At 62.7% G+C, this 14,341-nt stretch carries 12 protein-coding genes; 6 read left to right on the top strand and 6 right to left on the bottom strand.

All coding sequences use genetic code 11. The features are described 5' to 3' along the window. Positions 1-11 precede the first annotated feature (11 nt). Positions 12-2,891 (top strand): putative Ig domain-containing protein, encoded by a 2,880-nt coding sequence (locus tag NKH99_RS27155; RefSeq protein ID WP_353016650.1) that lies wholly within the window; start codon positions 12-14, stop codon positions 2,889-2,891. A gap of 87 nt (positions 2,892-2,978) precedes the next feature. On the opposite strand, the gene NKH99_RS27150 is transcribed toward NKH99_RS27155, so the two are convergent. Continuing rightward, positions 2,979-3,350 carry an RcnB family protein gene (locus NKH99_RS27150; RefSeq protein ID WP_353016648.1) on the bottom strand — a complete coding sequence of 124 codons (372 nt, stop codon included), beginning with the start codon at positions 3,348-3,350 and terminating at the stop codon, positions 2,979-2,981. Positions 3,351-3,728: 378 nt separating this feature from the next. On the opposite strand from NKH99_RS27150, the gene NKH99_RS27145 reads away from it, so the two are divergent. The 3 genes from NKH99_RS27145 (at position 3,729) to NKH99_RS27135 (ending at position 7,044) form a co-directional block, all read left to right on the top strand. Then, complete coding sequence (locus tag NKH99_RS27145) at positions 3,729-5,393, top strand: Na/Pi cotransporter family protein (protein WP_353016645.1); 1,665 nt, start codon at positions 3,729-3,731, stop codon at positions 5,391-5,393. 132 nt (positions 5,394-5,525) lie between these two features. Next, positions 5,526-5,735, top strand: a complete 210-nt coding sequence (locus tag NKH99_RS27140; protein ID WP_292658743.1) for a DUF2061 domain-containing protein — start codon at positions 5,526-5,528, stop codon at positions 5,733-5,735. 127 nt (positions 5,736-5,862) lie between these two features. Further along, positions 5,863-7,044: an MFS transporter gene (locus tag NKH99_RS27135; protein ID WP_353016642.1), complete on the top strand. Its 1,182-nt coding sequence runs from the start codon at positions 5,863-5,865 to the stop codon at positions 7,042-7,044. Positions 7,045-7,046: 2 nt separating this feature from the next. Here the strand turns inward: NKH99_RS27135 and NKH99_RS27130 are convergent, their stop codons facing one another. After that, positions 7,047-7,604 carry a GNAT family N-acetyltransferase gene (locus NKH99_RS27130; protein ID WP_353016638.1) on the bottom strand — a complete coding sequence of 186 codons (558 nt, stop codon included), beginning with the start codon at positions 7,602-7,604 and terminating at the stop codon, positions 7,047-7,049. Positions 7,605-7,660: 56 nt separating this feature from the next. Continuing rightward, complete coding sequence (locus NKH99_RS27125) at positions 7,661-8,110, bottom strand: GatB/YqeY domain-containing protein (RefSeq protein WP_353016635.1); 450 nt, start codon at positions 8,108-8,110, stop codon at positions 7,661-7,663. A gap of 318 nt (positions 8,111-8,428) precedes the next feature. On the opposite strand from NKH99_RS27125, the gene carA reads away from it, so the two are divergent. Then, the gene (carA, locus tag NKH99_RS27120) at positions 8,429-9,646 is read left to right on the top strand and encodes a glutamine-hydrolyzing carbamoyl-phosphate synthase small subunit (RefSeq protein WP_084641355.1); all 1,218 of its coding nucleotides are present in this window, start codon (positions 8,429-8,431) and stop codon (positions 9,644-9,646) included. 55 nt (positions 9,647-9,701) lie between these two features. Here carA and NKH99_RS27115 read toward each other — a convergent pair whose 3' ends face one another. From NKH99_RS27115 to mntR, 3 genes are all read right to left on the bottom strand, one after another. Further along, a complete protein-coding gene (locus tag NKH99_RS27115) occupies positions 9,702-10,970 on the bottom strand; it encodes a TCR/Tet family MFS transporter (RefSeq protein WP_352683610.1) in 1,269 nt (422 codons plus the stop codon). Positions 10,971-11,120: 150 nt separating this feature from the next. Continuing rightward, the gene (ypfJ, locus tag NKH99_RS27110) at positions 11,121-12,038 is read right to left on the bottom strand and encodes a KPN_02809 family neutral zinc metallopeptidase (RefSeq protein WP_352473939.1); all 918 of its coding nucleotides are present in this window, start codon (positions 12,036-12,038) and stop codon (positions 11,121-11,123) included. A 223-nt stretch (positions 12,039-12,261) separates the two neighbouring features. Then, on the bottom strand, positions 12,262-12,717 hold the full coding sequence (mntR, locus tag NKH99_RS27105) for a manganese-binding transcriptional regulator MntR (protein ID WP_023678308.1): 456 nt from the start codon (positions 12,715-12,717) through the stop codon (positions 12,262-12,264). A 235-nt stretch (positions 12,718-12,952) separates the two neighbouring features. Between mntR and NKH99_RS27100 the strand changes: the two genes are divergently transcribed. Next, positions 12,953-14,320, top strand: a complete 1,368-nt coding sequence (locus NKH99_RS27100) for an Nramp family divalent metal transporter (RefSeq protein WP_353016632.1) — start codon at positions 12,953-12,955, stop codon at positions 14,318-14,320. Positions 14,321-14,341 lie beyond the last annotated feature (21 nt).

Here is a 14,341-nt window from a genome sequence, read left to right as displayed (position 1 = left end):
TGGGGGACGGGGTGACCGTAGCTCTGGATGCGCATGTCACCATGCGGCTGCGGCGTTTGCCGTTGTCCGCACTTTCCTTTCTGTTGTCGTCGATTTTCCTGCTTTTGTTCGCAACGCTGAGGCGCGCCCTCGCCGCCATTCTCGTGTTCGTGCTCGTGCCGACCGCGGCGTTCGCGCTGCCGACGGTGACCATCAACCAGGCTGCCGGCCAGAGCGATCCGGCGGGTTCGTCACCAATTCGGTTCGACGTGGTCTTCAGCGAGCCGGTGACCGGCTTCAATGGCAGCGACGTCGATCTTTCCGGCACCGCCGGCGCCACCACCGCGTCCGTTACCGGCTCCGGCAGCTCCTACAGCGTTTTGGTCAGCGGCATGACGGGTTCAGGTTCCGTCGTGGCCACAATACCGGCCGGCGTGGCAACCAACGCCAGCGTCGATCCGAACGAGCCCTCGACCAGCACCGACAATACCGTCACCTACAATCTGCCGCCGCCACCGCCGCTGACAGTGACCGTCAACCAGGCTGCCGGCCAGAGCGATCCGACCGGTTCGTCACCAATCCTCTTCGACGTGGTCTTCAGCGAGCCGGTGACCGGCTTCAGCGGCAGCGACGTTGTGCTTTCCGGCGCCGCCGGCGCCACCATCGCTGTCGTTACGGGCTCCGGCAGCACTTTCAGCGTCGCGGTCAGCGGCATGACGGGTTCAGGGTCCGTCGTGGCCACAATACCGGCCGGCGTGGCAACCAACGCCGCCGTCGATGCGAACGAAGCCTCGACCAGCACCGACAACACGGTCACCTTTACACCGCCCGTGATCACGGTCTCGCCGCCGTCATTGCCCAGTCCGGTCTACAACCAGGCCTATTCGCAGCAGCTGACGGCCAGCGGCGGCATGACGCCCTACACTTTCGCGCTGACGTCCGGAACCCTCCCGTCGGGCATCAGCTTCGACGCGGCCGGTCTGCTCTCCGGAACCCCGACTAATACCGGCACGTTCAACCTGGTCGTGGCGGCAACCGACGCAAACGGTTTCATCGGTTCGAAATCCTACACGCTGATCATTGCCGAGCCGACCGTCGAGCTGACGCCGGCATCCTTGCCAAACCCCATATACAACCAGGCCTATTCGCAACAGCTTGCGGCCAGCGGCGGCGCGGTGCCTTATACTTTCGCGCTGACGTCCGGAACCCTCCCGTCGGGCATCAGCTTCGACGCGACCGGTCTGCTCTCCGGTACCCCGACCAATACCGGCACATTCGACTTCACCGCAGTTGCAACCGATCAGAATGGGAAATCCGGTTCCAAGGCCTATTCGGTGACCATCGACAAGCTTGGCACCACCACCTTGGTCGTTTCCAGCCTCAACCCTTCCAATCAGGGCGATCAGGTCACTTTCACGGCAACGGTTTCGGCTCCCGGCAACCCGCCGCCGGCCGGAACGGTCACCTTCAGTGTCGACGGCTCGCCCGCCGCTACGGTCGCGCTCGCCGGCGGTACCGCCGCCCTGACGACGTCCGCCCTCCCGGTCGGCACCCGTCAGGTCGTCGCGACCTACAATGGCGACGCGAACGCGACAAGCACCTCCAGCGCGCTCGCCCAGGAAGTCCACGCCCTGGGCTCCATCACCATCCGCCAGACCACCGACAGCGGCGACGGCTCCTTCGGCTTCTCCTCGCCGGCGCCCGGCCTCAACTTCACCATCGCCACCAGCAGCGGCTCCGGCGACGGACCGGCCGTTTCGCTGCCGACCGGCTCCTACAGCATCACCGCCGCCGACATGACCGCCGCCGGCTTCGCCTTGACCTCGATCAGTTGCAACGATGGCGATTCCGTCGGCAATGTGGCGAACCGCACGGCTGTGATCAACATGGCGCCCGGCGAAAGCGTCGTCTGCACGTTCGCCAGCACCAATTCACGCGAAAATACCACGGCGCTCATCAAGGAATTCATGGAGACACGCGCCAGCCTCATCCTGGAGAACCAGCCCGACATCCAGCGCCGCATCGACCGGCTCGACGGCGTCGCCGGCGGCGGCAGCCCAGTGGCCACCCTGCTCGCGTACCTGCCCGGCATGGCCGACATCAACTCGGTCAATGTCAGCGGAAGCCTTGCCTCCATGCGGCGGCTTGGCGGGGAAGATGCCAACAGCCTGTTCGACATCTGGTTCGAAGGCACTTACAGCCGCTTCGACATCAATGACCAAGACGGCAAATTCGCCCTCGCAACCTTCGGCGCCGACTATCTGGTCAGCCGCAATCTGCTTGTTGGCGCCTTCGTCCAGATCGATCGTACCGACGGCTTCACCGGCAGCGGCGGCGGAACCGCCGAGGGCACCGGCTGGATCGCCGGGCCTTATTTGACCGCTCGGCTGACGGACAATCTGTATTTCGATTTGCTCGCCGGAGCTGGAACATCCTCGAACAGCGTCAGCCCCATGGATACCTACACCGACGGCTTCGACGCCAGCCGTTGGATGGTCAGCGCCACGCTGCAAGGGGAATGGCAATATGACGCCTGGACCTTCTCGCCGCGGGCGCGCTTCTCCTATTTCGAGGAAAAATCGGGAGCCTATGTCGACGGCCTGAACGTCCCCATTCCCTCCGTCACCGCCGGCCTCGGCCAGATCGCCTTCGGCCCCGGCGTTTCCTATCGCCATGTCACGGATGACGACGTTACCCTCGACTTTAACCTGCGGCTCGACGGCGTCTTCGACATAAGCGACACAGCGACCGAAAGCGGCGCCGACAATTTCCATGGCCGCGTCGGAGCCGGCGTCGATACCCGCATGCCGGGCGGCATGCGTCTCGGCCTCTCCACCAGCTATGGCGGCATCGGCTCCGATTCGGCGAAGTATTTCAGCGGAACCGTGAAACTTTCGGCCGCGCTGAATTAGGATCAAGATGGACCAATGAAAAAAGGCGGCCTTGGCGGGCCGCCTCTCTTTCATTGACCAGCGCCGTGCCGGTCAGACGTTCCGCGGTCACTGCGTGGCGATGGCGCCGAAGATCAGGCCGGAGAGAACGCTGACCAGCAGATAGTCGTTGCCGACCCGGATCCATTCCTGCCCGGGACCCGGACGGCGCAGGCCATAGTGGCGATAGTCGCGGATCGGCTGGTGACGCTTCCAGCTGGAATATCTCTGGCCGTTGCGCCAATGGCTGCGCTTCACAACGTTCTTCTTCTTCACTAGGACGCGCTTGTTCACGTCGACATGCCTGCCAGGCTTCTGCCAGTCGACCTGGCTGTAGTTCGACTGCGGCGCGTTTGGTGTGTTCAGAGGTGCGGCCTGGCCCTGCCAGGTGGTTGCAGCCAGCATCGAGAAGGCAATGGCGGAAAGAACGATGCGTTTCATGGCGGGTACTCCTTGGTTGTCGATGCCTACGGAATAGAGCCGGAAGGATGAACCGAAACTGAACACCGAGATTACGTTTTCGTAATGATTTCTTACCTTTATAACGACTAATTCAGCGCTACCTTTAAAGCGGGCGTCCGAGAATGGACGCATGACCCTCCGCAACTCCGCAGGCTATGCAACCATTTTGTCAGCCATCCATTTCCGACACGCCCCGTCGCGTGGCAACACGCGTCCGAACCGGGCAAAATTTATTATTCGGCTAAAATAAATCGGAGTAATATCAACCTCTGCAATGTCCACGATTCGCGCCCACTTTTGCCTCTTTGACTTCACCGCGCCCGCGTCGCTGGCACCTGTCGCGTTGCGGGGCCTGGCATGAGTGGCTCGGTCGTCTTGCTGCACCTGGCCGGTGCGGTCGCACTGATGCTGTTTGCCACCCGTCTGGTGAAGACCGGCGTCGAGCGCGCCTATGGCGATGTGCTGCGCCACAAACTGCGCGCCACAATGCGCAATCCGTTCATGGCGGTTCTGGCCGGCTGCGGCCTGGCTGTCGCGCTGCAAAGCTCGACCGCCGTCACCTTGCTGGTCGGCTCGTTCGCCGGCTCCGGTATTGTCAGCGGCATGTCGGGCCAGCTTGCGGTGCGCGGCGCCGAGATCGGCTCGGCACTCGTGGTCAAGCTGCTCACCTTCGATCTGTCGCTGCTGGTGCCGATCTGCCTGGTCGCCGGCACCGTCATGTTCATGGCCACCGAGCGGCGCGACTGGCGCCAGTTCGGCCGCATCCTGGTCGGCATCGGCCTGCTGCTTCTGTCGCTGGAGATGATCGGCCAGGCGTCGGAGCCACTGCGCCAGAGCACGCTGATGCCGCTCATCGTCGACTACTTCTCCGGCGATCCGGTCACCGCCTATCTTCTGGCGGCGGTGATCACCTGGCTGTTCCATTCCTCGATCGCCGCGGTGCTGCTGATGGTGACGCTGGCCGGCCGCGGCTTCATCCCGCCCGAACTCGGTATCGTGCTGGTGCTGGGTGTCAATCTCGGCTCTTCGATCATCGCGCCGCTTCTAACCCGCAACGCAGAACCCGGCGTTCGTATCGTGCCGATCGGCAATCTCCTGATGCGCGGCATGGGTTCGCTGATCATGCTGATCCTGTTCCTGACGTTCAAGCCGCCGGTCGCCTTCTTGGGCAGCACGGTGCCCGAGCAGATCGTCAATGCCCACATTGTCTTCAACATCCTGATCCTGGTCGCCGGCCTACCGCTGGCGAGCCTGGTCTATCGCGCCTCGGAAAGGATCGTGGCGTTGGGCACCAAGCCCCAGGCCGCCAACGCGCTCGACGTCGTCGAGCTTTCGGCGCTCAACGAAAGTGCGCTCGACGTGCCGAGCCAGGCATTGGCCAACGCCACCCGCGAGGTGGTGCGGGTCTGCGAAACGGTCGAGATCATGCTGAAACGGATCATCGAGCTCTATGAGAGCGCCGATGCCGACAAGATCGGCGCGCTGGCCGCACTCGACGACCGTGTCGACAGGAAGCACGCTGCGATCAAGCTCTATCTGGCCAGGGTCACCAAGAACCCGCTGAGCGAGGACGAGGCGCTGCGTTGCCAGGAACTGATCGGCGCCTGCGTCAAGCTGGAGCAGGTCGGCGACATCATCGTGCGCAACATGCTGGTCCACGTGAAGAAGAAATTCGAGCGTGGGCTGGAGTTCACGCCGGAAGGCTGGCATGAGCTTTGCGCCTTCCATGCCTTGGTGCTTGCCAATGCCAGGCTTGCCTTCAACGTGCTGGTGTCCCGCGATCCGGAGACTGCTCGCCAGTTGGTGCTGGAAAAGGACCGGCTGCGCGACCGCGAGAAGGAAACCAGCCAGAGCCATTTCGTGCGGCTGCGCGACGGCACCGCCAAGAGTGTCGAGACCAGTTCCATCCATCTCGACACCATTCGCGACCTCAAGCAGATCAACTCGCTGCTCGCCTCGATGGCCTATCCCGTTCTTGAAGAACGTGGCCTGCTCACCGGTTCGCGGCTGAAGGCCGGATAGATTGCATCCACAGGCCGGGAAGCTTTAGAACATCGCCTATGAAAATTGCTGTGGGCCAATGCGCAGAAATTATCTTTGCGCCACCTCCTGTCTGTCGGCTAAAGATCGCCGCATCTACCGGAAGGAAAGTCGATGGACACCCATTCTCGCAGCTTCGCCAAAGCGCTTTCCTGGCGCATCACCGGCACCATCGACACGATGATCATTTCGCTCGTCGTGACCGGAAGCATCAAGCTCGCCGCTGCCATCGGCCTGACCGAGGTCGTCACCAAGTCGCTGCTCTACTATCTTCACGAACGTGCGTGGCTGAAAATTCCTTACGGGAGGAAGGCAGCCGCCTAGCTCTTGCCTCCGCGCGGACGCCTGACCGGCGATCAAGAAAAGCTAAAGCGGCGTCGACAATTTCTGGATTGCCCGCTGCCCTCATCCGTGGTTTGAGGCGACCTTATCTGAGGATCGCCTTTCCGCCATGCTCCCCCTCATTGCCCTGTTCATTGCCGCCTTCGCCTTCGGCACCACCGAATTCGTCATCGCCGGCGTGCTGCCGCAGGTGGCGGAGGGCCTTGGCGTCGCGATCCCGACCGCCGGCTATCTCGTTTCCGGCTATGCTGGCGGCATTGCAGTCGGCGGCCCGCTGCTTGCGCTCGCCACCAAAAGGTTCTCCCGCAAGGCCCTGCTGCTTGGACTGACTGCAGCCTTCACCATCGGCCAGGCCGCCTGTGCGCTGGCGCCCGACTTCGCCTCGATGCTGCTGTTGCGGATAGCGGTGGCCGTCGCGCATGGCGCCTATTTCGGCGTTGCCATGGTGGTGGCCGTCGGCCTCGTGCGCGAAGACCAGCGCGGCATGGCGGTGGCGCTGATCCTGTCCGGCCTCACCGTATCGAACGTAATCGGCGTTCCGGCCGGCACGGCAATCGGCAACATCTGGGGATGGCGTGCGACATTCTGGGTGATGTGCGCGCTCGGTGTGGTGGCCTTCACGGCAATCGGCGCCCTGCTGCCGCGCAAGACGGGATCGTCGAGCCCGTCGGCGAGCCTTGGAAGCGAGGTCCGTGTGCTCGCACGCCAGCAGGTCTGGACCTCGCTCATTATTATGCTGATGCTGATGATCGGCCAGTTCGGCCTGTTCACCTACATCACGCCGACGCTGCTTGAGGTCACCGGCCTCGACGAGAAATGGATACCTTGGGTGCTCTTGCTCAACGGGGTCGGCGCAACGATCGGCGTCTTTGTCGGCGGGCGGCTCGCCGACTGGAAGCTGATGCCGTCGCTTATCGCCATGCTTTTCCTACAGGCGGCAATGCTCGCCTTGATCTACGCTGTCGGCCCTTACCCGCTGCCGATGGTGATAGCGATCTTCGTCTGGGGCGGCCTCAACTTTGCCATCGGCACGCCGATCCAGACCCGCATCCTGACCTGGACCGCGGACGCCTCCAACCTTGCCTCGTCGCTCATCCCGTCGGGCTTCAATGTCGGCATCGCGCTCGCCGCATCGCTCGGCGCGGCGATGCTCAATGCCGGCTATGGCTATCGCAGCCTGCCGGTGGTTGGCGCGATCGCCATGCTGGTCGCCGTCGCGGTTGCGCTTGCCTCGCATGTCTGGGAATGGCGAAGCTGGGCTGCGCCGCCGCTGCCGGCTGCCGCCGAATAGGGCTACAGATCGATCCGGTAGCGCAGGCTTTCCGCGCCGCCATAGGCGGCGTCCTCGAAGAAACGCCCGACGAGCCGGCCGCCATTGGCCAGAACGACCTTCTGCGAGGGCACATTGTGAGGCTTGCAGGTGATTTCGACGAAGGGCAGGCCAACCGCCCTCGCCTCCACCAGCATCAGCCGCAGCGCCTCGGTCGCATAGCCGCGTCCCCGTTTCCACGGCACCACCGCATAGCCGATGTGGCCGAGCACATGCGACGGCAGCGACGCGGTGCCGTGCTGCCAGCGCAGGCCGATTGAGCCTGCGACTTCCCCGTCCCAGATCCAGCGCCGGAATCCGGGCAGCCGCGGCACCGTCGAACCGTCGAGCAAGGTGATCGGCGGTCCCTTGCCATCGGAATCGTCGAGATCGCCAAGGAAAGTCGCTGGATCCTTTTCGATAGCCGCAAGCTGCTCGCGCGTCGCGTCGAGCAGCCGCACATTGTCCGGCGACCAGCCGCGCTCGAGGGCCGCCTTGTAGGACGGCAGGTGTTCAAACGCCGGTTTGACGAGTTCGATCACGGGCGCGAGCTTTTGGCTGCCGGATTGCGGGCGCGACGGCAAGGGCCTTCGGTGGCTTACTGCAGCAGGCTCTTGACGATGCCGCTCGCCTTGGAGAAATCCATCTGGCCGGCGTATTTTTCCTTGAGCGCCGCCATCACCTTGCCCATATCCTTGACGCCGCTGGCACCGGTCTCGGCGATGGCGGAACGGACGGCGCTTTCCGTCTCGGCCTGACCCAGTTGCGTCGGCAGGAAGTCGCGGATGATGGCCATCTCGTCGCGCTCCTGCGCTGCAAGCTCCGGCCGCTTGCCGTCATCGAACGCCTTGGCCGATTCCTCGCGCTGCTTCATCATCTTGGCCAAGATCTGCAGGATCTCGTCGTCGCTCGCCGGCTCCTTGCCGGCGCCGCGATTGGCGATGTCGCGGTCATGAATGGCTGCCTGGATCAGCCGCAATGTCGGCAGCCGGCGCTTGTCCTGCGACTTCATCGCGCTCTTCAGGGATTCGGCGATTTTGCCTCGCATAGTGCTTTCTCCTTCGAATGCGGCGGACAATAGCCGTGCCGAAAGCCCAAGGCAAATGCGACACTACCGCCAAATCCCTGATATTGTTCGACGAAATAAATCCGGGCTCGCACTTCCTGGAATCATTGACCGCCTTGGCGCCTTCCCCTATGTACTGGGCCTTGCATGAATTGAATTCTAGTGCACGTCGCCCAAAAATGCGTAGCGGTTTTGGGCAACGACAGGCACAAATGAAAACTTAGCGCGCCGAGGCTGTGAGATCGCCGCTTCGCGCCTTTTGTTGCGCCGACTGAGGGCGCAACCTTTAGGAGTGCCGCCATGGCAACGATGACAGCCGCGTCGACCCCCCCTTGGGCCAGCGAGAGGCCGACAGCCCTGCTGGTGCTGGCCGACGGCACTGTCATAGAGGGCCGCGGTCTGGGCGCCACCGGCTCCGCCGTCGCCGAGGTCTGCTTCAACACCGCGCTGACCGGCTACCAGGAGATACTCACCGACCCATCCTATGCCGGCCAGATCGTCACTTTCACCTTTCCGCATATCGGCAATATCGGCACCAATGACGAAGACATCGAGGACCTCAACCCGCTGGCCCGCGCCGGCGCCGTCGGCGCCGTGTTCAAGGCCGATGTCACCAACCCGTCGAATTACCGGGCCGGAACCGGTCTCGACCAGTGGCTGAAGAAGCGCGGCATCGTCGCACTTTCAGGCATCGACACGCGGGCGCTGACCGCGCTGATCCGCGAAAAGGGCATGCCCAATGCCGTCATCGCGCACGCGCCCGACGGTATCTTCGACGTCGATGACCTCAAGCGCCGCGCCGCCGCATGGTCAGGGCTTATCGGGCTTGATCTCGCCAAGGAGGTGACCTCCGGCCAGTCATCAGTCTGGCGCGAGACGCCTTGGGTCTGGAACGAGGGCTTTGGCGAACAGGCTGATCCGTCGATGCACGTCGTTGCCGTCGACTACGGCGTCAAGCGCAACATATTGCGCCTGCTGGCCGGCCTCGGCGCCAAGGTCACTGTGGTGCCGGCAAAAACCGGCGCCGAGGAGATCCTGGCGATGCGGCCGGACGGCATTTTTCTATCCAACGGCCCTGGCGATCCGGAAGCCACCGGCGACTACGCCGTTCCGGTTATCCAGGATCTGTTGAAGACCGAAATCCCGCTTTTCGGCATCTGCCTCGGCCACCAGATGCTGGCGCTGGCGCTGGGCGGCAAGACCGCAAAAATGCATCAGGGCCACCACGGCGCCAATCATCCCGTCAAGGACCACACCACCGGCAAGGTCGAGATCGTCTCGATGAACCATGGCTTTGCCGTCGACGCCGACTCATTGCCGAGCGGCGTCGAGGAAACCCATGTCTCGCTGTTCGACGGTTCGAATTGCGGCATTGCGCTCACCGGCAGGCCAGTCTTCTCGGTCCAGCATCATCCCGAAGCCTCGCCCGGCCCGCAGGATTCGCACTATCTGTTTCGCCGCTTCGTCAATCTCATCCGCGAAAAGCGCGGCGAGCCGGCACTGGCCGAGCGTGTTTAGCGCATTGCGTAAAAACGGATTTGATTGACGGCGCCGGCCGGGCTCCCGGCGCCGATCAAGCCCCGTCCGTCACGGCTTCCTGCGTGTGCATGCGTTTGACTTCCTTCGGCGTCGGCTTGGCCACCCTGGTGACGAAGACGACGAGCGCCAGCGTGAGGAAAATCGCGCCGAGCAGATAGGGGGCACCGCCGAAAACCACGGGCGCGTTCGGGCCCGTGAACCAGGAAAAGATCGCCGTATAAAGCAGCGGTGTGATGATCGAGGTGATCGAGAAGATCGAGGTCATTGCGCCTTGGAGTTCGCCCTGGGCGGAAGGTGGCACCTTGGCGGCCGCCAGGCTTCTGAGCGGCGGGTCGGCCAACGCCTCGAGACATCCGACGACGATCACTGCATAGATCATCCAGCCTTGTGACGCGAAGGCGTAGCCGAAGGCGCTGAGTGCGGTAAATGCCAGACCGATTACCGCCGTCTTCCACTCGCCGAGCTTAGGGATCACGCGCGGCAGGACTGTCGCCATGACGATCGCCCCGCACAGGCCGAAAGCGCCGAGCGAGAAGCCGATCTGTTGTTCGCTCCAGCCATAGCGATAACTGGAGACGAACGACCAGACCGCAGGATACATCATGTGCCCCAGCGTCATCAGAAAGAAGACAAGTCCGATCCAGCCGATACCTTCGTAGTTGCGCATCTGGACGAGCGTGCCGACCGGGTTCGCGCGTTTCCACTCGAAGCGGCGACGGTGCTTGTTATCAAGTGTTTCCGGCAACAGAAACAGCGCGATCAGAAAGTTTGCGAAAGCAAGCCCGGCAGCGAAATAGAACGGCACACGCGGCCCGAACGTGCCGAGCAACCCGCCCAGAACCGGCCCGATGACGAAGCCGACGCCGAAAGCAATGCCGAGCAGCCCGAAATTCTTCGCACGATTTTCGTCGGTCGAGATATCGGCAATGAATGCCGATGTCGTGGAATAACTGGCGCCGGAAATGCCGGCCAGCACGCGGCCGATGAACAGCATCGGATAGGACCAGGCGATAGCGCAGATCAGATTGTCGATAGCGAACGTCAGCACCGAGGCAAGCAGGATAGGCCGCCGCCCGAACCGGTCGCTCAACCCGCCCATCACTGGTGCGAAAACGAACTGCATCGCCGCATAGACGAAGAACAGCCAGCCGCCCTCGATAGCCGCCTCGCTGATGCCGACGCCGGTCAATTCCCTGAGATAGGCCGGCAGCACCGGCATAATGATGCCGAAGCCAATGATGTCGAGCAGCAGCGTGGTGAAAACAAGCGCAAGGCCCCGCCTGGCGGTTTTGGGGTCTATCATGATGGTATCTCCTCGGGCCGCCCAAGCTAACGGGAACACACCTTATAGGCGAGCACATCGCTGGGAACAATGAGGGAACGGGCAGAGTGCTTTCATCCTGACATCCCCTGACTGCGATCCAGTCTCTCGGATTACGAGAAAACCGTCGGCTCAGATCGGGTTGTTGAACGTGTCGCAGTCCGAAAGCTTGCCGTTCTGGAAGCCTCGCGCCAGCCAGGTCTGCCGCTGCTGCGACGTGCCGTGGTTGAAGCTTTCCGGCACGACGTAGCCCTGCATCTTCTTCTGCAGCGTGTCGTCGCCGATCTGCTTGGCGGCGTTCAGTGCCTCCGCCATGTCGCCCTGTTCCAAGATGCCTTTCTGACCGGTGAAATGCGCCCAGATGCCGGCAAAGCAGTCGGCCTGCAACTCGACCTGCACCGACATGTGGTTGGCGTCCGCTTCGCCCATGCTCTGCCGCATCTGGTTGAATTTGGGCAGGATGCCGACGAGGTTCTGCACATGGTGGCCGACCTCATGCGCGATCACATAGGCCTGTGCGAAATCGCCCGAGGCACCGAACTGCTGATCGAGCTGCTGGAAGAAGGTGGTGTCGAGATAGACTTTGCGATCGTTGGGACAGTAGAATGGTCCGGCCGCTGACGAGGCAGAGCCGCAAGCAGAGCCGATCCGTCCGCTGAACAGGACCAGTTTTGGATCTTGATAGGTCAGGCCCTCGGACTGAAAAATACCGGTCCACGTGTCCTCGGTCTCGGCCAGCACAGTCGACACGAACTGCTTCATCTCGTCGGAGGCGGGCGCACCGGTGCCGCCGCCTTGCGCACCGCTATTGTCGGTGATCTGACCGCCGCCGGGCTGCAAGCCGCTGTTATCGAGGATCTGACTCGGGTCGAAGCCGAAATACCACCCTGCCAGGAAAATCAACCCTACGATGATAATGCCCGACATGCCGCCGCCGCCCGCGCGACCGCCGATCGGGATGCGAAACTGCCCCGGCCCGCCGCCAAGCCCGCCGCTCTGGCCGCGCTCGTCCTCGACATTGTCACTCTGACGACGGCCCTTCCAGAGCATGGCAACCCCCGTGATGCAATTTTCCGGCCGATCGGGCCGTGTCCCGGTTCGATCGGACACGACAACAATTATCTCAACGGTTACGCCAAGTCACAGTATTTTTCGTGCGAACAAGCAATGCTTGCTGACGCTTGCCTGCTCTGGCCGAGACATCGCAAGGTCTGTGCCGTTCACCCTGCTCGTGGGAAGCGAGTCGCGCGAAGAGATACGCTGGCCGTGCTTTTCAGCGGGCGGCGATTATTGCCTTGCGAAAGGCTTCGAGCGTCTCGGCGCTGACATGATGCTCGATGCCCTCGGCGTCGATGCGCGCCGTCTCGGCGCTGACCCCGAGCGAGCGCAGGAAGGCCTCGACCGTCTGGTGGCGAATGCGGCTCTCTTCCGCAACCTTGCGGCCGGCATCGGTCAGGAACACGCCGCGATAAGGCTTCCGGGAGACCAGCCCGTCGGCGCACAGCCGCGTCAGCATTTTCGCGACCGTCGGCTGAGCGACGCCGAGCCGTGCCGCGATATCGACCTGGCGCGCCTCGTTGCCATCCTCGATCAGGTCGGCGATGAGCTCGACATAATCCTCGACCAGCGCGCTGCGGCGCGCTTCACGCGTCTGCCTGAAGCCTTCCGAGTGGATTTCTGCGTCAGGCAGCGGCTTTTCGCGAGGAACCGGTCTTTTCTTCAGCGCCAATACGCGCTCCTCCCGGCAGTTTGAATCGACATTGCGGTCATAACACGGAACCCTATTGGTTCTGGCCGTTTATTTCCATTCGGTGGCCGGCGCAACCGGCGTTCACTGCCGTTCAGGCCGCACGCCAAGCGGCCACAAGAAAAAGCTCAGACAATGAAATATAGCATATTGCATAATGTTCAGCCGTGGCATAGATAAGGAGACAACATCGATCGTTCCAGTGGAAAGCCATTTCATGTCGGAAGCCGAAGCCACCTCAGCCCCCCGGTCCATGTGGCGATTTGCCCGCCCGGAGGACGACGAGCAGCCCAGCCTTCGCGAAGTCAACGCAACGATCGCGGTGCCGCACTCGGGGATCTGGCTTCGCCGGCTGTTCGCCTTCATGGGGCCGGGCTACATGGTTTCGGTCGGCTATATGGATCCGGGCAATTGGGCGACCGACCTCGCCGGCGGGGCCCAATTCGGCTACACGCTGCTTTTCATCATCATGTTGTCGAACCTGATGGCGATCCTGCTGCAGGCACTCGCCGCCCGGCTCGGCATCGCCACCGGCCGCGACCTTGCGCAGGCGTGCCGCGCCTATTATCCGCGACCAGTCAATTTCATGCTTTGGGTCGCTTGCGAACTGGCCATCATCGCCTGCGACCTGGCCGAGGTCATTGGCACGGCGATCGCCTTGCAACTGCTGTTCGGCATTCCGCTGATAGGCGGCGCCATCATCACCGCGCTTGATGCCTTCCTGCTGCTGCTGCTGATGAACAAGGGCTTCCGTTTCCTCGAGGCCTTCATCATAGCGCTTTTGATTATCATCTTCGGCTGCTTCGCCATTCAGATCTTTGCCGCCGCCCCGCCGGTCGGCTCCATCCTGCACGCGATGTTCGTGCCGTCGTCCGAGATCGTCACCAATCCGGCAATGCTCTACATCGCCATCGGCATCATCGGCGCCACGGTGATGCCGCACAATCTCTATCTGCATTCCTCGATCGTGCAGACCCGCGCCTATGAGCGCACCGATCGCGGTAAGCGCGACGCCATCAAATGGGCGACGACCGACTCGACCATCGCGCTGATACTGGCGTTGTTCGTCAATGCTTCCATCCTGATCGTGTCGGCGGTGGCGTTCCACGGCACCGGTCATCATGACGTCGCCGAGATCGGCCAGGCCTTCGAGCTTCTGTCGCCGCTGCTTGGCCTCGGCATCGCTTCCATCCTGTTTGCCGTAGCGCTGCTCGCCTCCGGCCTGAACTCGACGGTGACGGCGACGCTCGCCGGCCAGATCGTGATGGAAGGGTTCTTGCGGCTGCGCATCCCGCAATGGGCGCGCCGCCTGCTGACGCGCGGCATCGCCATCATCCCGGTGGTGGTGGTCACCGCGCTCTATGGCGAGAAGGGAACCGGCCAGTTGCTGGTCTTCAGCCAGGTAATCCTGTCGATGCAGCTCCCCTTCGCTGTCGTACCGCTGGTGCAGTTCGTCTCGGACAAGCGCAAGATGGGCAATTTCGCCATTTCCCGCGCTGTTGCCGTGCTGGCCTGGGTGGTTGCCGCGCTCATCCTGGTGCTCAACTTCAAGCTGCTCTACGATACGGTCGCTGGCTTGGGCTGAGCGTTCTCGGCTCCAAGCTGA

The organism is Mesorhizobium sp. M0854, assembly GCF_040319815.1.
GTDB lineage: Bacteria > Pseudomonadota > Alphaproteobacteria > Rhizobiales > Rhizobiaceae > Mesorhizobium.
The sequence above is the reverse complement of the archived record's forward strand: the minus strand, read 5'-3'. Positions and strand labels throughout refer to the sequence as shown.

Coding starts and splice junctions, on each gene's coding strand:
- NKH99_RS27150 (WP_353016648.1), bottom strand. CDS start 3,350: ATGAAACGCATCGTTCTTTCCGCCATTGCCTTCTCGATGCTGGCTGCA.
- NKH99_RS27145 (WP_353016645.1), top strand. CDS start 3,729: ATGAGTGGCTCGGTCGTCTTGCTGCACCTGGCCGGTGCGGTCGCACTG.
- NKH99_RS27140 (WP_292658743.1), top strand. CDS start 5,526: ATGGACACCCATTCTCGCAGCTTCGCCAAAGCGCTTTCCTGGCGCATC.
- NKH99_RS27135 (WP_353016642.1), top strand. CDS start 5,863: ATGCTCCCCCTCATTGCCCTGTTCATTGCCGCCTTCGCCTTCGGCACC.
- NKH99_RS27125 (WP_353016635.1), bottom strand. CDS start 8,110: ATGCGAGGCAAAATCGCCGAATCCCTGAAGAGCGCGATGAAGTCGCAG.
- carA (WP_084641355.1), top strand. CDS start 8,429: ATGGCAACGATGACAGCCGCGTCGACCCCCCCTTGGGCCAGCGAGAGG.
- NKH99_RS27115 (WP_352683610.1), bottom strand. CDS start 10,970: ATGATAGACCCCAAAACCGCCAGGCGGGGCCTTGCGCTTGTTTTCACC.
- ypfJ (WP_352473939.1), bottom strand. CDS start 12,038: ATGCTCTGGAAGGGCCGTCGTCAGAGTGACAATGTCGAGGACGAGCGC.
- NKH99_RS27100 (WP_353016632.1), top strand. CDS start 12,953: ATGTCGGAAGCCGAAGCCACCTCAGCCCCCCGGTCCATGTGGCGATTT.